The organism is Bacillus sp. HMF5848 (genome assembly GCF_003944835.1).
Lineage (GTDB): Bacteria > Bacillota > Bacilli > Bacillales > HMF5848 > HMF5848.
The window spans coordinates 2,547,542-2,567,186 of record NZ_RWIV01000001.1 but is presented as its reverse complement, the minus strand read 5'-3'; the positions used below and the strand labels follow the sequence as shown (position 1 = coordinate 2,567,186).

General features: G+C 34.2%; 15 protein-coding genes and 2 pseudogenes. 16 read left to right on the top strand and 1 reads right to left on the bottom strand.

Features of this window, described 5'->3' with window-relative positions; genetic code table 11:
- The first annotated feature begins 2 nt into the window (after positions 1-2).
- The 5 genes and pseudogenes from EJF36_RS12365 to EJF36_RS12345 all read left to right on the top strand — a co-directional run bounded on the left by EJF36_RS12365 (position 3) and on the right by EJF36_RS12345 (position 8,195).
- Positions 3-3,491 carry a pPIWI_RE_Z domain-containing protein gene (locus EJF36_RS12365; RefSeq protein ID WP_125906615.1) on the top strand — a complete coding sequence of 1,163 codons (3,489 nt, stop codon included), beginning with the start codon at positions 3-5 and terminating at the stop codon, positions 3,489-3,491.
- A complete protein-coding gene (locus tag EJF36_RS12360; protein WP_125906614.1) occupies positions 3,488-6,010 on the top strand; it encodes a pPIWI_RE module domain-containing protein in 2,523 nt (840 codons plus the stop codon). The genes EJF36_RS12365 and EJF36_RS12360 overlap by 4 nt, the downstream gene beginning before the upstream one ends.
- Positions 6,011-6,489: 479 nt before the next feature.
- Positions 6,490-6,814, top strand: a pseudogene (locus tag EJF36_RS12355) (nucleoside triphosphate pyrophosphohydrolase).
- A 17-nt stretch (positions 6,815-6,831) separates the two neighbouring features.
- The gene (locus EJF36_RS12350) at positions 6,832-7,701 is read left to right on the top strand and encodes a phosphorothioated DNA-binding restriction endonuclease (protein WP_125906613.1); all 870 of its coding nucleotides are present in this window, start codon (positions 6,832-6,834) and stop codon (positions 7,699-7,701) included.
- Between the two features lie 47 nt (positions 7,702-7,748).
- Positions 7,749-8,195 (top strand): hypothetical protein, encoded by a 447-nt coding sequence (locus EJF36_RS12345; protein WP_125906612.1) that lies wholly within the window; start codon positions 7,749-7,751, stop codon positions 8,193-8,195.
- Positions 8,196-8,279: 84 nt separating this feature from the next.
- Here the strand turns inward: EJF36_RS12345 and EJF36_RS12340 are convergent, their stop codons facing one another.
- A complete protein-coding gene (locus EJF36_RS12340) occupies positions 8,280-9,653 on the bottom strand; it encodes an AAA family ATPase (protein WP_185806896.1) in 1,374 nt (457 codons plus the stop codon).
- 286 nt (positions 9,654-9,939) lie between these two features.
- Here EJF36_RS12340 and EJF36_RS12335 point away from each other — a divergent pair, with 286 nt between their 5' ends.
- The 11 genes and pseudogenes from EJF36_RS12335 to EJF36_RS12295 all read left to right on the top strand — a co-directional run bounded on the left by EJF36_RS12335 (position 9,940) and on the right by EJF36_RS12295 (position 18,705).
- Complete coding sequence (locus EJF36_RS12335; protein ID WP_125906610.1) at positions 9,940-10,854, top strand: aminoglycoside phosphotransferase family protein; 915 nt, start codon at positions 9,940-9,942, stop codon at positions 10,852-10,854.
- Positions 10,855-11,109: 255 nt separating this feature from the next.
- Positions 11,110-11,748, top strand: a complete 639-nt coding sequence (locus tag EJF36_RS12330; RefSeq protein WP_312028266.1) for a DUF1697 domain-containing protein — start codon at positions 11,110-11,112, stop codon at positions 11,746-11,748.
- 395 nt (positions 11,749-12,143) lie between these two features.
- On the top strand, positions 12,144-12,998 hold the full coding sequence (locus EJF36_RS12325) for a DUF2785 domain-containing protein (protein WP_125906609.1): 855 nt from the start codon (positions 12,144-12,146) through the stop codon (positions 12,996-12,998).
- Positions 12,999-13,440: 442 nt separating this feature from the next.
- Complete coding sequence (locus tag EJF36_RS12320; protein ID WP_125906608.1) at positions 13,441-14,034, top strand: rhomboid family intramembrane serine protease; 594 nt, start codon at positions 13,441-13,443, stop codon at positions 14,032-14,034.
- A gap of 86 nt (positions 14,035-14,120) precedes the next feature.
- On the top strand, positions 14,121-14,534 hold the full coding sequence (locus EJF36_RS12315; RefSeq protein ID WP_312028265.1) for a phosphotransferase family protein: 414 nt from the start codon (positions 14,121-14,123) through the stop codon (positions 14,532-14,534).
- 708 nt (positions 14,535-15,242) lie between these two features.
- Positions 15,243-15,359: pseudogene (locus tag EJF36_RS21875) on the top strand (SRPBCC family protein); the annotation flags it as partial.
- 74 nt (positions 15,360-15,433) lie between these two features.
- Positions 15,434-15,991, top strand: a complete 558-nt coding sequence (locus EJF36_RS12310) for a hypothetical protein (RefSeq protein WP_125906607.1) — start codon at positions 15,434-15,436, stop codon at positions 15,989-15,991.
- A gap of 195 nt (positions 15,992-16,186) precedes the next feature.
- Positions 16,187-16,636, top strand: coding sequence for a hypothetical protein (locus EJF36_RS12305; RefSeq protein ID WP_125906606.1), 450 nt, complete (start codon positions 16,187-16,189; stop codon positions 16,634-16,636).
- Positions 16,637-16,673: 37 nt separating this feature from the next.
- The gene (locus tag EJF36_RS21535; RefSeq protein WP_185806895.1) at positions 16,674-16,838 is read left to right on the top strand and encodes a DUF3221 domain-containing protein; all 165 of its coding nucleotides are present in this window, start codon (positions 16,674-16,676) and stop codon (positions 16,836-16,838) included.
- A gap of 196 nt (positions 16,839-17,034) precedes the next feature.
- Positions 17,035-17,997, top strand: a complete 963-nt coding sequence (locus tag EJF36_RS12300; protein WP_125906605.1) for a helix-turn-helix transcriptional regulator — start codon at positions 17,035-17,037, stop codon at positions 17,995-17,997.
- A gap of 75 nt (positions 17,998-18,072) precedes the next feature.
- A complete protein-coding gene (locus tag EJF36_RS12295) occupies positions 18,073-18,705 on the top strand; it encodes a type 1 glutamine amidotransferase family protein (protein WP_125906604.1) in 633 nt (210 codons plus the stop codon).
- Positions 18,706-19,645 lie beyond the last annotated feature (940 nt).

The following is a 19,645-nucleotide window of genomic DNA, read 5'->3' as shown; positions in this document are numbered from 1 at the left end:
ATGTGTTTAATGCCAAAAGTGATATTTTAAAGCCGATTATCGATGAGTTTAAAGAGCAAACGCGAGTGTATTTTGAAAAAAGTGGAGACCAGATAGAAGAGCTGGTAACTCGGTATAGTATTAACAAAGGGAATGAATATGTAGAAAGAGGCTTAGCCATAAGGAAGTTTCTTACTTCAATCGTTTCCGTAGAGTTAATTCTAGATGTTTTTGCAACTATATTTAGTGAATATAAGACCTATCATACAGTGGATGATGTATGGGCTATTCTCCCAAAATACAACTCTGTTTTACCCGATGTAGATGTAAGTGAGGATTTTAAAATAAATATTCTTAGGTACTTGTTTGCGCAAGAGTTTACCTACCCTAACTGGAAAAGGGCAATTGCGGAATATGAAATTGTTGATAGGAAATTAAGAAAATTTTCAATTGATACTGAAGGGAAAATAGAACAAATCCAACCTCTTTATTTTAAGAATAGAAATTCCTTTTATGCAGATGTCTTTAATAAGGAGTCCTTAGTAAATGTAGGGAAGATTAAAATGAATTTTATTACCTCAGAAGACAAGCCATACTTCCTTAAAACTAAGCACGTTGGAAATAAAAGAGATAAAGAGGAAATTGAGATTACCTTTAGATCAGGTGATCAAGAGAAAAAAGGATTCCCTCCTCATTTGATTAAATCAAAAGATTATTTAAACCAAAAGTTGAAGTCGTGGCAGGTTCCCACAAATAGGAAAAAGATATCACGTGACCTTTTATCCTTAAAGTTGCAACCGAATGGTTTGCATTGGTCGGACAATTCTATCGAATTACTTGGTGAACAGGACAAAAGTTTGCAGCAGCAGTACAACGATTTACAGAAGACTTTTACTATAAGGAGTGTCAAAGGACTGCAGGAGTTGCAATATAAAGATAAAACAGGAATTGCCGGGATTACTGGTGTAGGAAAAACCAACTTACTAAAGTATGAGATCCTTCGTCTAGTTAACTTATGGAGAGAATACCCGGAACAGTTACAACCTGGTGAAGGTGCTAGGATCGCTATTTGGACTTCTAATGTTACAGAAGTATTAGACCTGACTTTAAAGTTGCATGAAATTGGTGTTAAAGCAGTTCCGATTATTGGCCAGCAAAATATTAAACAGCACCTATCAAATTATATTAAGAAGGTTAAAAATCAAAGTAAATCGAATTCGCTTAAGAATCCCTTAAGTGAACTATCATTAGAGTACTTATTGCAATTTTTTAAAGGTGAGTGTTCAATCCATCGTTTATTAGATAGAGAAGATCTGTCGGGTAAACCACCATGCAGAGAATTAAAAAATAACAAAGATGAAAGAGCAAAAAAGCCATCTTATGATTGTCCGTTGTTTGAGACGTGTGGGGCATATATAACGGAAAAGCATTTGAATGATGCACCAGTGTGGATTGGAACTCAGCATGCCTTCATGTATAGTAAGCCGATGCCACTTGTAAACCCAAGAGATCTAACATATGCAGAAATTGCTTATGAAGAAATGGACGTAATATTTGTAGATGAAGCGGACGATGGACAGGAAAAAGCGGACGGAATCTTTTTTTCTGAAAATGACTTAATCGGAAGTGATAGTACCCTTTTTGAAAGTCAGTTTTTAAAAGTGAAACATGAATTTGATATTGAATATGGTAAAGCTGGATCTTACCTTGTAAGGCAGTGGCGTAGTCACGTTTCCAGGGCAAGTGATGCAATCCACCATTTATATGACCTAATGAAAAATAACACATATATTAAGAAGAAATATAAAAAACAGGTATTTAATGTCCATCAGGTAGCGCAACACTTAACGGAAATGATATTTGGAAAAGAAAACATTACAAATATAAGTGATCACCCATTTTTTGAATTACTAGTGGAAGCCTATAGAGACAAAGTTAGTAATCTCAAAACCTTAAATCCTAGCAGCTTTTTTGATAGGGCATTTCGGGATTTTTTTGAACAGTTAGAAGAAGTACAAATATCCTATCTTTCTCGTGAGCTTAAAACGTTAAGAGAAAAGGAATTAAGGGCAGACTTACTTAAGAAAATACTAAATGATGATTCTGTTTTAAGTAGCATGGATTCGGAAAATGTTGATAATGCAGAGTTTCAATTATACTTTTTTGGTTTATTGATGGAGTTTGACTTTCATTTCAAAGCATTACTAGATATTAAGCCTGCTATAGAGGAAATAAAGGATACTAAGATTGATGGTGTCTCAAGTCAGTATAAATCAATATTAAGGTATCTACCATTTATCCCAAGTTCTCCTACAGGACGCCATTTTCAATATTATTTTAGAGGAGAAGAGAATGGAGAAAACGAAGATCAAATCGGAATATTACAGATGTTTGACTATCACGGCATAGGAAGAGAAGCTCTCTTTGAATTTGCTCAGCTATTCCCTCAGTTAAATAAACAACAAAATAATTATAGTGACGGCCCTGCTATGGTTTTTATGTCAGCAACTATGTATGCAGAGGGGTCAAAGCATTATCATGTTGATGTGCCTATTGATTACTTACTAGAACCAACAAACCATAAACCAAATGTTAAAATACATCTTCTACCTAAATATATGGAAAATATTAAGGGAGAATATACTCCTATACTTGTTTCTGGAAGCAAAAATAAAACAGAAAATCTTCGTAAGTTAACACGGGAGTTAGTAGGGGATATTCGTAAGGAATTAAGACACTGGTCTGATGATAATAACAGGAAGGTAATGCTCGTAGTAAATTCATTCGAGCAATCAAAGCTTGTTGTTGATGTCTTAAGAGGAGAGTTTGGTGACAAAGTAGTTGGGCTTGATGAAGTAGGGGATGTAGAAGAACTTCCGCAAATGGATATTGATATTTTAGTAGTCCCTCTTCAAAGTATAAATCGTGGTTATAATATTTTACAGTATGACGATATAAATAAGAAATTCCTTAACAAAGCATATTTCGGTAGTGTATTCTTCCTTGTCCGACCACTAATTCCTATAGAGGACATTAGCAATATTATTAGAATGCTAAATGGTAAATATAAATCTATTGAGCATGAATTGAATCAGTTAAAAGTAGAAGGTAACAATGAAAAACTATTTTATGAAGGGGTAAAACACATCAGAAGACAATCAAATCGATACTTTTACAACCTTCTTTCTTATAAGTATTCGTGGAGCGATTTGAATGACGAAGATAAAAAAGCAATATCATTGTATGTATTGGTAAATCTAATTCAAATGATTGGCCGCTTAGTTAGGGGACAAGCAAGTGCGCGTATCTTCTTTTGTGACGCTTCGTTTGCAACAGATAAACTTAATAATAACTCTAAAAGCTCAGATAAAAGTATGCTCACCATGATAGAAGAAATATTTAATCAGGAATGGGAAAATGAAATGGCTAAGGATGTATTATATTCCTGGTTCATAGAAGGATTAAAAGATATGGAAATCATTGATGAACAGAATGAGGTGTTACTAATATGAACGAGGATAAATATGTCATTCATCAGTTGAAGTTAGATAGGAGCCAGGCAAAAGAGCATAAAGTAAAGGGTGTTTTTTTCTCTGATGAATTAGTTAATGTTTGGAATCAAATATTGGATTTATCTTCTGAAAATGAAAACAAATTAAACTTTTTATTATCTCCTTTTAGATATAAACAAGGAATAGAAAAAGATTTAGTTTGTATGACCTTTCATCGTCATGCGTTGACAGGCCAGCAACCCTGGCTCATTGTATCTAAGGATATGTCTAATTTAAAGATTCAAATGATTAATAGTTCTTTGATACGTTATTTGAAACAAGAATTAGAGGATAAAAAAGAAAAATATCAACTTTACTCTATATTAGGTAAATTACTAGGTGGTATCGATCCAACTAACGTTACTGTAAATGAGTTAAGTCTTGATCAATTAAGAGGTTACACTCAACATGAAACATTTTTAAATAACTACATTCTTCAATATGCCAGTGAAAACATTAAAAGTGTATTAGATGAACCTCAATTAAAACTAAGGAAGAATTATAACAAAGATGGAGAATTAGCAGAGTGGGAGTTTCCGGAGGAGTGGTTTCAGGTAATTGACACTTTTTCGCCGAAGTTTGAACTTGTATCTAAGCCTTTGTATCAAAAGGACAAGGATAAAAAAGTATTTTCTTACGTAATTAATTTAGCGATAGAAACAAATGAAAATGACATAACGGTTACAGTAGTTACTAAAGGGCGCCTTATTATGACTATGTCATTATTCAAGAATGGAAATTGGACATTTAATAGAAAGTCAAATGGTAAATTTCAAAATAGGTCCTTATACAAAATGAATCACACATCAAATAGGATAGTAAAAATACCTTTCAGCAAAAACAAGTATCAAAATAAAGTATTTTCCTGGGATTCAATTAAATATGAATCAATAACGGGTGAAACAATTGAAGCAGTTGGTGATATTGCGATATCACCTGAGAAGTTTATTAATGACTACATGATTCCAATTACACATTCCGACCGTTCAAATTATAAGTATCTTATCAAAAGAGGACTGCACCCTAATGATCACTTCTATCTTTTTGAATCATTTCAGCATATGACAAATGATTTGTTAAACAGAGATTGCAATCCAGATGAAGTTATCGATACTCAATTAAAGAAGAAAGAGATTGGTAGTAGGAGGATCCATGATACCTATTTTGAGCGTCAGGGAGAGTTAGTAAAAGTTTTTGTTGTTTCTACTAATGAAAATATTTTGTCATATTTAAATGAAGTAATGGAGAAATATAGAGGTGAAAAGGTTGGTAAGAATGGTGATATTGAGAAAGTAAAGGAAGCGAGGTTTGATGTAGAGCAAATCTCCGATGGTCGATACCGTTTTTATGACTTGGAAGATAGTGATAGACATACGATGGATATTGAGTTTGTTCTAAAACCAGAATGGTTAAAGCACTATAAACCATTAGACACCGAGGTTGACCGTAAAGAGGCTATAATAAAAAGAATAGAAGAAATTATAGCAGCAACCTCTAGGGAAGATGTTCCTTCGTTTGTTTTAGGGGAAGTAGATCAATATGAAGAGTGGGATCCTTCAGACCCTAAAAAAGCCTACGAATTAGGGTTCTTACAACAAGGGCTTCTCTCTCAATCTCATTATTCACAGGATGCCTCACCCAATGATTTTGTGAATCGTTTAAAGGGTGGAATGGATGACATTCTTATTCGATTAGGTTTTGTTAATCAAAAAATCTATAACTTATTGGAACAGGAAAGCCCTTATGAGTATTATTACTTTCCTCAGTTTATAAAGGCTCGATTACCTAATGGCCTCGAAGGAGACATATTATTACTGGTTCGTTCATTTAAGGGTAAAACAGAAGTAAAGTATTATCACCCCAGCAAAGAAACGAATTGGTTGTCGATACAAGATGGTGTTGTTGAGCTAAGAAATATAGAAAGCTATTTTATGAAAAATAAAGCAAATGCGAACAAGTTTATAATTGAAAATTGTTCAGGTAAAAATAATGTAGTTGTGTATGAAGAAAATGTTGAAAAAATGCCGCTATTGGAAAAAGATTTACCTTTTGTGGTAGCAACCTTTAAGACTGATGAACTTGCACCTGCAGTTACAAAAATAAGTGAACGGACCGGAAATATTACATTAACACCTTTTGTTGTGAGGAAGGGGAATGTTTTTTATACAATAGGAATGAAGTTGCCAAACACGATGAAATATCCTATGCATGTGAGCAAACAAACATTTTCGAATGATCTTCCTACGAGGGTAACTCAACGTGTTCGAGTTTCCAATGGTGATGTTCAAGTTGCAATAGACTTACTGATGCTGCGAATGATTCCTATAACATTTGGTAGCTATCTTAATAATCCACTACCATACCATATATTTAATAAACATTTTTATGAGCAGTATTTAGAGGTTGAGAAAGAGAAGAAAAAACTTTCTCGGAAGAACAACGAAGTTCAAAAAGATTCACAATTAAGTTTTAATTCTTAAACCTTAATGTAATGTTAATAGCTTCTCATTGATTCATATTTGGAAAATCGAGACACTTTCTTTGGCTAGAAATACAACTTTATGAACTTAATACTATTAAAACAGGTAATGTAACTGTCTTAAATCACGACGATTCTATAACGTGTATTCATTCAGCATGTTATCTCAATTAAGGCAGATGATGTATATGTGAATTTCGCTGGGTTCATTGTATATTTGATTGTATCGAGGAACTCCATAATATATGCTAAATCGAAAATCCTATATAATGGAGTTCCTTATTTAATCTTATAGATATATCTAGTTCTAAAGATAATAGAAAAATGGTTTGTATCAATGAATTTAAAAAAGTGTCGAACTTCTTAGAGAGGTTGGAAAAGGTTTTTTACTGACCATCTAATTTGTAATTTGAAAGTACGCTAATAAATGTTAGGGCCTTTATTTTTATTTAGAAAAAATGCAGTTGATAGGAGATGCCCATGCCAGTATATAATAAACTCGTTCGAGACAATATCCCGCAGATTATTGAGGATACAGGTAAGCAATATAGTTCAACGAGTTCTTTCAGACAGTGAGTTTGTTGTTGAAGCTAAAAAGAAGCTTTTGGAAGAGGTAGAGGAATATAATCAAGCTATTAATGACCATGATGCTATTGAGGAGTTGGCTGATATTCTTGAGTTAATTCATACACTAGCAATTGTACATAAAGTTGATTTTGGACGAGTTGAAGAGGTCCGTAAAGAAAAAGCAAGGAAATGTGGTGCCTTTAAGGATAAAATATTATTGATATATGTAGAAGACTAATCTTGGGGTGGAATGTCATGGATAGACAAGAACTAATGTCTCGCATTGAAGGGTTATCTATATGGAGAAAAGGCGACCAACGAGCACCACATAAACCATTGTTGATATTATATGCATTAGGACAGCTTCGGTCTAACAATAATAGGTACTTAAAGTACGAGGACGTAAAAAGTAAGTTAAAAGAGCTACTAATGGAATTTGGTCCTCTGCGAAAATCCTATCATCCTGAACATCCGTTTGTTCGATTGAGTAACGATGGGATTTGGGAGTTAGATAAGCAGGTTAACAGGCAGAAATTTACGGATAAGCAATTATTGCAATCTGACATTGCAGGTGGATTTACCAATGATGTTTACTCTATGTTAGTGAGTGACCCTGCGCTTATACAGAAGGTGGCACAAACCGTTCTTGAATTGCATTTCCCTGATTCCATCCATGAAGATATACTGAATGCAGTGGGGCTAGACTTTTCTTTTAAAGAAAAGAAAGCGAGAGATCCTAAATTTAGAGAAAAAATATTACGCGCTTATGGCTATAGCTGTGCTATTTGTGGTTTTAACGTACGTCTAGCTCATACTCTTGTTGGAGTCGAGGCAGCCCACATTAAATGGCATCAAGCGGGTGGACCTGATACAGAGGAGAACGGGATTGCCCTTTGTTCTCTCCATCATAAGCTGTTCGACAGAGGTGTGTTTACTATTTCAAACAGTAGACAAATGATAGTCTCTCAGGACGCACATGGTACGCATGGGTTTAATGAATGGCTAATGAAATATCATGGAACACGAATACGAGAGCCGATTGAAATGATTTATACACCTAATCAAAGTTTTACAACATGGCATGTTCGAGAAGTGTTTCGTGGGCCGGAGCGGTATACGGTATAATTATTAAGAAGGAACATTTTACATAGAATCATATCAAGGAGTTTCAGATGAATAAAAGGAAGAAGAAAAATAAAAATCTTGGTCCTCGTCGGAAGCGGTGGGGACGTAAAGTACGAATGGAAAATGCGAAAGAGTGGGTCAAGACGTACACTGGGAAGAACATCATTAAAGGGTATAGTAAATGGTACGCGGTTGATTTGATTTGTGCGATGAATGAGTTAGAGATGCTTGGATACCCGATAACAGAAAAGCAAAAAAAGGGTGTATATGAATCTATTGAAACGAAGAAAAAGCAAAAAGAAGCGAGAAAGTTGAAGCGACAGCAAGATGAGTTATCTGATTTTGAAGAAGCAGGATTTGCCTTTGTTGCCGGCTATACAGAAGGTGGTATGCCATTTGGGATAACATGGGATGAGCTTGATGAATCTGATGAAGATTTTATTTCACCAAGTTCGCAAACAATTGACATAGATGATGAAGATTTACCTTTTTAGTGGGGGATTTGATAGGATTTTTTCAAGCAGACTTCACAGGGACGGATGCTCAAGTTTTAGCGAAAACGAGCTCCGTCCCTATTTTCATTTCACCTTCAACGTCAAAGGCATTCCTTTTTTTACAGTCGCTGTTATGACTTGTGTGTTAGGTGGGGTTAAATGGGTAACACTTTCTAAGTTGTCCAGGAAAATGGGACAAGGGTTGTCAGGATAACGAGAGTTTAGAAATTGAACGATTTCTAGTGAGCAACGGACTTTTTCGCTTTTTGAGAGAGTTCGATAAGGACGGTCTTTATAAAGTATTTGAAAGTCCGGGCGTAGGTCGCCATTTTTTAAACTTTTGAACAAGTGAATTTCGGTAAACATTAGATGCTTGTTCACTTCGGTTTGGTATTGATTGGCGAGAGAGCCCATGTTTTGTTTTATTTGTTTCACTTGTTCAGATAACATGTTCTTTTGTTGTGTGAGCTCGTTCAGTTGTTCTTGTACACGTTTATATTCAACTTTTAAGGTATGAAAAGCTTTGTCTTCTGTAGGAGTTGAGATCATCTGTGTATGTTGCTTCAACTCTTCCTGCTGCGATAAAATTTGTTGATGTTCTACTTTCTTGTTGCTCACTTGTTTCATCAATTCATCAATTTTTTCTTGAATATCCTTTTCATTTTTAAAATAATCAGCATGAAGTCGCTCGGCCACCTCAAGTGGTATTTTTTGCTCACACGTCGGGCAGCAATCCTGTATAGCTTGTCGGTTCATTTGCGACTTCGATAGCTCTTCTTTTAAATATGATATTTTATCAGTTAGTAAAGTAATCTCATTTAAAATCTGTTGTGCTTTTAGAATGAGCTCTTGTTGTTGCTTGTCCATGTGGTTGTCTTGTTCTTGTGCCGTATAGGAGTCAAGTTGTTTCCTCAATAACGCCTTTTGTCCTTCATAGTATGCTTTAGAGCTATCAGCTTGTCTTTGTTGTCTGGCGATATTGCTTTTTTCTTGCTCTAGTTGATCAAACGTATCATCTCCACCTGTAATCACTTCAATGATGAAGTGGCGAGCTGTACTACTTTTTTCCTCTACAAAACTCTCTGGATAGAAGCGATATACAAACGGTTTGTAGTCGCCTACTATATCAATAACATCCTGTTCTTTTACTAACTTCTGATTGAGATAGATTTTTGCTGTGCCATTACTAGTTAAATTCCTGGTGATGTGATATGTCGCATTTCTTAACGAAAATACTAGAGATACTTTCATATTTGCTTGGCCTTGTTGCACGTAGTCTTTCACATAAGTTTTGTACCCGTGCTTCGTCACGCCAAATAAACAAAATACGATGGCAGCACCAATCGATGATTTTCCTGCAAAATTATCCCCAAAGAAGTGGTTGGCGTCACTGCTAAATTGAAATTTTTCGTAGGCATGACATGTAAAGTTTTGTAATTCTAATTCATGTATAATCATACTTTTGACCTCAGATAGTAATTTTTGATACTTATAGTATGTCATAATTACTACATATTGGAAACAGAGTGAATATGAATTTTGGATTTTTTTCATAAAAATGCTGTTATTAGAAAATTGCTCAGGGATAGGGAATAAATGGTACTATAGAGGTAGGATTATTTATTTGATGAAGCCAATAGTGGCTTTGTGGAAGAGATAATTTATAAAAAGAAAATATGTTGAGGCGGTTCTTATGCTTCCATCAAAAGATATGAATTACTAATGTAATAGGAGCTTACAATTGATGAATATTCCTTTAACTTTTCAAACTAAAATAGTAGGAGCGTTTGGCCAAGCGGGAGAGGATTGGTTAGAGGCACTAGAGCAGAAAGTGCAATATTTTCTTGAAAAATGGAGCCTTACTAGTGAAGGGCCAGTTTCGAATCTTTCTTATAATTATGTTTTAAAAGCGACCGACTCACAGGGACGGGCTGTTGTATTGAAATTAGGCATTCCAGGCTTTGATTTTAATAACGAAATCAAAACGGTGCAAGCGTATAAAGGGGAGGGGTGTGCCAAGCTGTTGTTGGCAGATGCTGAGCAAGGCGCGATGCTTCTTGAACGACTTTCCCCGGGCATCATGCTTGCTGATGAGAAAGATGAAGAACTTGTATTACACGAATATGCAAACGTGTGGCGTGCACTGCGAAGACCCGTTCCCGCAGATGTCACGTTTCCAACGATCATGGATTGGGCTTCGGGCCTTACGCGCTACCAAGCCAACTATCGTCATGACGACGGTCCGATTGCAAAAGATTTGATCGTTTTAGCAGACACTTTTTTTCGAGAATTAACAGAAACATGTGATGAGCCAGAACTTCTTCACGGGGACTTACATCATGAGAACATTTTATATGCAGAAGACCGTGGTTGGTTAGCGATTGATCCAAAAGGGTTGGTAGGGGACCGGTATTTTGATACTGTGTCATTCTTGGTGAATCATTTACATACGAAGCCGAATCCAAAGGATGTCTTGACATTCCGAGTAGATTTTCTTGTTAAGAACCTGGGACTAGATCGCGTCCGCTTGTTAAAGGCAGCCGTAGCGATGTCGATCCTGTCTGCATGCTGGGGGATTGAGGATAAAGATCCGGACTGGGAACATACATATAAATATGCCAAGTGGTTTCATGACATGCTTGTTCGTTATGAAGGTTGAATATCTGGAGGGAAAACGATACAGAAGAGACATCAGTTGCGAAGCTAATGATTTTTCATGAAAAAATCATGCTAACTTTTCCAACATCATGTTCGAAGGTAACAGAAAATTCCTCTGTATTTTTGAATATAAACATGAAACCAAGCTAGCGGTGGTTCTGCAAGAGTATTTTAGAGAAAAATGAATGAATCGATGTTTAGGTATGTGGTGTGAGAAGTCAGGTAATGCTTAACAGGGTGAGGACACTGTGTTGCTTTGGGAACCAAGAAGGAAGCAGGAGAACCGTCCCCATTCACTTTACTTTTAGGAGATGATCTTAATAAGATGACTGTTTATATAGCGTTGTTACGGGGTATTAATGTGGGCGGTAAGAATAAGATTAAGATGGCAGATCTAAGACTGATGTGTGAATCAATCGGTCTGAGTCAGATAGAAACGTATATTCAAAGTGGGAATGTACTCTTTGAATCAAACGAAGAAGAGCACACATTACAGAGAAAATTGGAACATGAGATTGAAAAGAAGTTCGGTTTTTCAGTTTCTGTTATTTTAAGAACAGCAGACGAGTGGAAACGGATCATGTTGGATTGCCCATTTACGGTGAACGAAGTAACAGAAGCTGAAACAGCAAATACCGAAGGGGAAAGCTTATATGTTGCTATGTTATCGGAAGCCCCTCAGCAAGAAAAATTAGATGAATTGAATTCTTACAAAAGTAAAGTTGATGATTATCGAATCAACGATCGAGATTTGTACCTTTTGTTTCAACATAGCATACGAAATTCCAAGCTGGCCAATAATCTTCAAAAGCTGGATGTTCCGATCACTATCCGCAATTGGAAAACAATAAATAAACTGTATGCAATGGTTAAAGCAAGGAAAGCTGTGACATAAGTAGTTAATGCCATAAGCAATGGTAAATAAACTGAATAAGGATTTGGCAGTTCTTCATGTTTTGTAAACCGTTCCGTTTTGGGATGCATCTTGATGAAATGACATACTAATTGGCATAGGAAGTGACCTATGCTAATTTCTTATAATATAAAGGTTTTTAAACTCTTTCTTGAGAATCTGCATCTAAAATGACACAATAAATTTATAAGACAAAAGTTGTTGTACACTTAAAAAAGGTTGCCAATTAGCCTTTCATTTTGGGTGTCAGTTTAACCGTCACTTCATTTAATAGTTATTGAAAATACATAAGGATTTATTGAACTAACGAAGCAGTTTTTTGGAACAAGATGTTCCTATCTTGAATAACTAATATTACATAGTACAAGGGGATATTTATGAGTTTATCATTAGGAAAAGTTTCTATGAGTGAGAGTGAACTAAAAAGTATATTAACTAAGATTAAATATGGAGAAAGTGATTGGCAAGAGGTGGATAAATTATTGATAATAAAGTCTATGCTAGCGCATATCGGTTCAACAGATGGCGAACTCCGCGACCAATTGATTTATACCTCTTTTTATAAATTGATAATTGAGAGTAATCAACTAGAACCTGAACTTTTAAAAGAACTATTAGATGCTTGTTTAAGTGAACTAATTTTTAAAGGAATCGGTGAAAAAGAAACGGATACAGTCTTCACAAGAGCGTTTACTACACTTTTAATAGCCTTAATATTGTACAGAGATAATCAAGCAAATTTCTTATCACCAAGCACAGTATATAGCATTAAAGAGAAGTTAATTAAATACATCAACCTTGAGAGAGATTTAAGAGGATATATTGCTGGTAAAGGGTGGGCACACAGTATTGCACACGTAGCTGACACTTTTGAAGAATTAGTGAAAAATCCAAAATTAGACACAGAATTTTATCCAGAAATACTAAAGACATTGTGGAGTAAGATTCTAATATCTAACAGTGTCTATGTACACGATGAAGATGAAAGGTTAATTATACCTATACTCGAAATGTTGGAAAGAGGAATGGACTTAAAAAAAATAGAAGAATTAATTCAATACTTGCCGATTGAATTAAAGTCTCAAAAGGAGCAGCTTGAGAATGAAAATTATTGGTTCTTAGTGTTCAATATTAAAACATTCTTAAAAAGTTTTTACATAAAAATAAACAGAAATTCTAAATTGCTATCACTTCAGAAAAGTATTGAACAGTGCCTACCAAAGATATATTGAAGGTATCTCTTCATTTTGTCTGATATTAGATTAAGCGTATTACTTATTCCATATAAGGGGCGTTAATTGAAGAAGCGCCTTTGTTTTGAGTGGATCTCTTAATGCGCAGTACAACCATACTTGTAAATAAAAAATTATGTAAGATCACTCTTATAAGGTGGTCTTTTTTTCGTAGTAGACGATTACTGTGCAACCCCGATCTCAAAATTCATGGGAAATATAAACAAAAGTTTGGTTTATTCTGGTATGATTTTATTATTAAGATTCGTGATATTGTAAAGTTGTTCACTTAAAGTAACGAAGCAGGTTAATGCAATAACCGAATTTATTTTGAGTAATCGTAATAATATCATGGGCGATTTTTAGGAGGGTTTAGAGTAAGCTAATCTTTAATAAAAGTATCAAACCTGAAATTTTAATCACACAAAGGGAGTGAAAAGAAATGAAATTGAAGGAATATTTCTTAAGAACACCTGCTACACTAACTCTGATAGTTATTAACATTTTAATATTTATAGCTTTAAATGTTTCTTCGGACTTAATTGATATATTTCTGCTGGACCCTGATTTGAACAATATAATGAATAGACCATGGACATTATTAACAGTATTTTTTTCTCATGAAATCCATATTCATATTCTATTAAACCTTTTACTGATTTTTGTGTTTGGGACACAATTAGAAATGGTAACAAATAAAAAAATGATGTTTTTAACTTACATTCTTAGTGGTTTTATTGGAAATTTAGCTATTCTAGCATATGCTCCTCTAATTGGATATAGTGACGGTCCAATAGCAGGAGCATCAGCGGCGGCTTTTGGAATAGTTGCAGTTTATGGAACGATCAAGCCCAATAATATCATTTTAAAATCTAAATCTAAATATTGGGTTTTAGCGTTATTTATCGTAAATGCAATTCTAACAATACAAAATCCTGAAGTTTCAATAGGGGGACCTGCCCATGCAACTGGAATAGTAGTTGGATTATTCTTAGGGTATTGGTATAAAAAAAGATTTGGTGTTATTGAGGTTTAATATAAAAACTCTGTAACCTTCAATACCATGAAAATTAATGTCTGCATTATTGGAAAATGACTGTTAAAAGATAAGTCATTTCAGGAATGAATGAAAAATTATACCGTCAAATTAATAGTTTGAATCAAATAGATGACAACCAAAAATCAAATTTGTTAAAGAAATTAGAATCATTCACATACGAGAACAAGCTCTGTCATGGTGACTTTCATTTATTTAATTTAATAAAGAAGGATAATCAAGTGTTAGTTATAGATTGGGTTGATTCAAGTGCAGGAGATGTTCGTGCTGATATATATCGGACCTATCTTTTATTTTCCCAATTTTCTTTAGAATTAGCTGAGGTGTACTTGCAACTTTATTGTGAAAAGAGTGGACTTCTAAGATCTGAAATTTTTCAATGGGCTCCAATCATTGCTGGAGCAAGATTATCTGAAAGTGTATCAACGGAAAATTCAGAACGACTTTTGGAGATTATAAATCACTATTGCCCATTATAACATCACAATCCTTGTGCATAATTTCACTTAAAGTAAAGGGTGCATGAGTTGAACAATGGGCTGTCAATTTGGCAGCCTTATAGCGTTTAAGTGCAGAAGAGTTTAAGAGAGGTATTAAACCATTAACAGAAGAAAAGGTGAGAAGAAAAATAAGTTTCTTTACGGGAATTGGATTGATTGCATTAAGTGGTATTTTATTTACTTTGGAAAGGACCATCCTGAAAGACCAAAACTTCTAGAAAAGAAAGTACCTAAATTAGACTGCTTATGGAATGATGTACTGCATTTCCTACCACTTCATCCCTACCACGTTTATAAAGCTCTCACAGACTTAGGAATAAAAGCTAAAGCGGAACAACAGTTTTATAGAGTACCTATCGGTCAACTGCAATCAAATAGAAATGCCATATATTTTTATTCAAAAGAAAAATATGAGGAACCATCTGCTAATATTGATGTTGATGAAATAAAATTCTAGACACTGATGAATATAAGGAGCTAATAGAGATTTCCTAGAGATACGATAGAATACCGACTTCCATAATGTGATTATTATCAACTAATCTGACTTTATACTTTATTGCGCAGTACAAAGATACTTGTAGCTAAATAATCAACTGAGGCGATCACTAATAGGCGGTCGCCTTTCGTATTGACCTGTACTGTTCAATACAAAATATTAGGCAAACAGTAGTATTTTAAGCAACTATACAAAAAGTATGAGATGTAGTATCGACTTCTGAAGGTATTGCATCATCGTTTATGCCAAATGATTTTGAAGCTATAGTAGGACCTGAGTTCCATGTGCAGTCCCCATTTGGTCCCTTTAGTCTGAATGCATAGTCTTGAACAAATTACAAATACTAACACCAAACTATTATTTGAAGGAGAAGTATTTCTTGTCAAAATCAGAATTCTTAAAAAAACTAAATGAACAAAAGTTGGATTTCACTAAAGATTTATCTCAATATTGGCATGAGTATTCATCCTTACACACCTGGCAATGGTGGGTAAACCTTTCTTTTATGGTTATTCCTTTAATAATTTTATATTTTAAAATTGACCGAAAGAAAGTGTTTTTAATATGTTTTTATGGGTTTTCTTTTCATACTCTGGTGGCGTATGTAGATATTTATATGAATAGCTATGGGTATTGGAGTTACCCACACTTTCTTGTTCCCTTCTTATCTAATTTCGCACTTAATTCATCGTTTATTCCAATTGCTTATATGCTTGTATTTCAGTATTGTTTAAACCAAAACAAAAATTACTATTTCTACTCATTAATCACAAGTTTAATTTTTGGATTTCTATTTGCAGGCACTTTACAGCTACTTGGTTTATTCAAATTAAGTAACGGAATGAATAACTTTTATGTTTTTCTTGTTGACTATGGGATAGCACTTTTATCTTACTGGGCATCTCTTTTATTTCTACGCTTTCAACAAAAATCATAAAATAGCCCCTACTCATTGGAGTAAGGGCTTTTGTAATATGTTAAGCTAACGGGTAGCGTTTCTGCAAGGAGCAGAACGCCTTTTTATTATGTAAGGATTAATATTTAATAAAGTATATGTAATTTTATGGTAAAATAATTAGACGGCTGGAAAAGATGAAAAAACTCAAAGTTAATAGGTAAGGAGGAGAAGTTTATGGCAAATAAGAAACTACTATATTTCTGCTGTTTGTTTACTTTCTCTTTACTCATTGGTTGTACTAATGAAGTATCTCAAAAGTACTCAAAATTAGAGCAAATTGAAAAAGTTATTGTACAATCCATGAAATCTGATGGAACCCTTAATAAGGGGGAAATGGTTCAAGATAAACAAACAATAGAGAACGTAAAGAACATATTTAGTGAAATAGAATGGAAAATGGATAAAAATTTTAAAATGGAAAGAAAAGAAGATGCTATGCTTACGTTATTTTATAATAGTGAGGAAGCAACACAAGAAGGTACAGATGAATTCAAGAAAAATGAGTATATGATATGGTTTAACGAAGACTTAACAGCAACGATTATTACTTTTGATGAAGATGAGTTATATTTTAGTGTTATAGAGTCTCACTCGGCTCAAAATTTAGCAGATTTAATATATTGATTACTGATTAATTTACAGTTGCTTACTAAACTAACGGGTGGCTTTTATTGAACATGGAGTTGTCGCTGCGACAGCTCCAACTTTTGATGATGTTAAACAATTTGATAAAGGAAATGAAGTAGAGATTTGGATAGAGGGTGGAGAGATTGTAACTACCAGTCCAGCACATGCAAAAGCAGAGAAAATTGAGCTGAAAGAGTGACCACCTTTGTTAAGCTATCGGAGAATTGAACAAGAAAATGCGGTCAGCAAAGCTGATCGCTTTGCTATTTTTGGAGCAGTTTAGTTTAATAAGAAGGATTTTTTAAATTGTGTTGAATAAGTAATATATGTAAATCGTAGTACCAAAAATCGGAAATGTATAATAGACAATAAATTTCATATAGAGGTGGAATTATATGCCTAAGATTGACAATATGTTAGCAATTCTATGGATGCTTCGTTCAGGCGAAAAAATTACTGCAAAGCAAATTTCTGAAAAGTTAGAAATTAATATAAGGACTGTGTATCGTTATATTGATACAATTTCAACAAGTGGCGTACCTATAATTTCAGAACCAGGACATAACGGTGGATACACTTTATTGACCAATTTTATTGAGGCTCCTCTCTTTTTTGATTTTGAGGAGCAAACTTCACTATTTCACGCTGCTATTTTTGCAGAAGAAGCCGGATATTATGGAGGTGAAGCACTAAATAGGGCCATTTCAAAACTAAGTAAATACTCAAATCAAGAGCAGGAAACAAAGAGAAACCAACATTTAACTAGTCTTGAAGTAATAAGTCGATTAAGTTCTCTCTCTATGGAATCTCTTTTGAAGGAGCTGGAGCAGGCCTTAGCTGACGGGTACGCCGTAAAAATTCTTTACCCTAAAAGTGGCGAAAAGCAATTAAATTATAGATTGGTCGATCCGTACAGAATTATCTATTGGAATAATAAGTGGTATGTGATTGGATTTTGTCATCTTAGGAATGAGATCCGTAGTTTTAGAGTAGATCGAATTGAAAGTCTAATGCTAACCGAAAATAAGTTTAACAGGCCAGAAAATTTTTCAGCACGTGACTTTTTTATAAAAAATCTTCTTCCAACTATAGAAGATAAGGAAGGGATTATTTCTTTGGTTATTAGTGGGGATAAAAGTGTATTGGATGATATTTGTCAACACTGGTTTTTAGGACATTATTTACAAGAACGGACTTCAAATCAAGCAGTTTTTCTTCTTGAAAATGATATTATACATACATATGTACCTTATTTACTTTTACCGTACAATAAATCTATTAAAGTTATTGAGCCAATAAGTCTTAAGAAAAGACTGATTGAAGTTTTGTCGGAATTAATAAAATATCATCAAATTTGATAACTTCCCTGACGCTAGGTGTCAGGGAAGTTATGTTATATTTGGCTATATCAAATGTGATTGGAGTGTTATTGGATGCAAACAAAAAATGTTTTTCTATATGTATTTAATACAATGTCGGACTGGGAATATGGATATTTAATTGCTGAACTAAATTCAGGAAGATATTTCAAAAATAATTTACCACCTTTAAAAATAATTACAGTAGGAGCTAATAAAGAAATGATTACTACTATGGGAGGACTGAGCATAAAACCAGATATTTCCCTTGATGAATGTATTCTTGAGAGTAAAGATCTTTTAATTTTACCAGGAGGAACTACTTGGAGTGAAGAAATTCATCAACCTATCTTGGAGAGAATTGGCCAAGCTTTAAAGCTTGGCACTATTGTTGCTGCAATTTGTGGTGCAACTGATGCCCTCGCGAATATGGGATACTTGGATACTAGAAAGCATACAAGTAATAACTTAGAATACACTAAAATGATATGTCCTAACTATAAAGGAGAAAAGTTCTATGAGGTGGGATCTGCGGTATCTGATGCGAATTTAGTTACTGCATCAGGAATAGCTCCTCTGGAATTTGCGATGGAAGTACTGAAAAAATTAGATGTATTTGCACCAGATACATTACATTCATGGTATAGCCTAAATAAGACTCATCAACCTGAATACTTCTTCCAGTTAATGAATTCAATTAATAGCTGAGCTGAAAAATCAACTTCCGAGGTAACATCTATAAATAAATACAAGGATACTAGGTTAGGATGGATAGTGAGAGTTTAGAATTTGAACGATTTCTAGTAAGCATTGGACTTTTTCGCTTGATGAAAGTGTTCGATAAGGGTGTTCTTTATAAAGTGTTTGAAAGTCCGGGCGTAGCTTGCCATTATTCAAACTTTTAATACAAGTGCATTTCGGTAAACATTAGATACTTGTTCACTTCGGTTTGGTATTGATGGGCGAGAGAGCCCATGTTTTGTTATATTTGTTTTGTTTTTATTAAAAACCATAATATTCAAAAAATTATTTAAAAATCTATTTAGTTCTTTATAATAGAAAAATATATGGAATAATATAGGATGGAGAAGAAGGTTGAGATTTTTACAAGTTGGATTAGTAAGAAGCATGGGAAGAAGCATGGGGACGGTTCTGTTGCTTCCTTCGGAAACCGAAGGAAGCACTAGAACCGTCCCCTATTTGCTTAAATAATATAACCTTAATAGTCTGATATTAAAAACTGTGCCTGTATTCCGGTATGTTTATGTCTGAACTACCGAGGAGCAGGCCTTATTTTGTTGTACGAAATAGTTTGGAAAATGCTTGGTCTCAAGGACAGAGACAATTGGATGTGGACATTGATGATTCGTCAGCCTTGTTTTGTGACGAAAGCTGTATTTTTTTCAAGCTACGATCAAATTGCAAAAGAAAAAGCCAAATCTTCCGGTTGATAGAGTCTGTTTTAGAAGCGCAATGTAGCGAAAATCAACAACAAACTTTAACTGAGCATTTTTATTAAAAAACAGATCTATCGTGTCATATCTGCTGCTCATTAATTCAGTTTGTTTAATCCGCAAATTTACATTATAGTGAATAATAGATACATATAAATTATTTTTTTAAAAACAAGAAGGGATAGGGTGGGGTG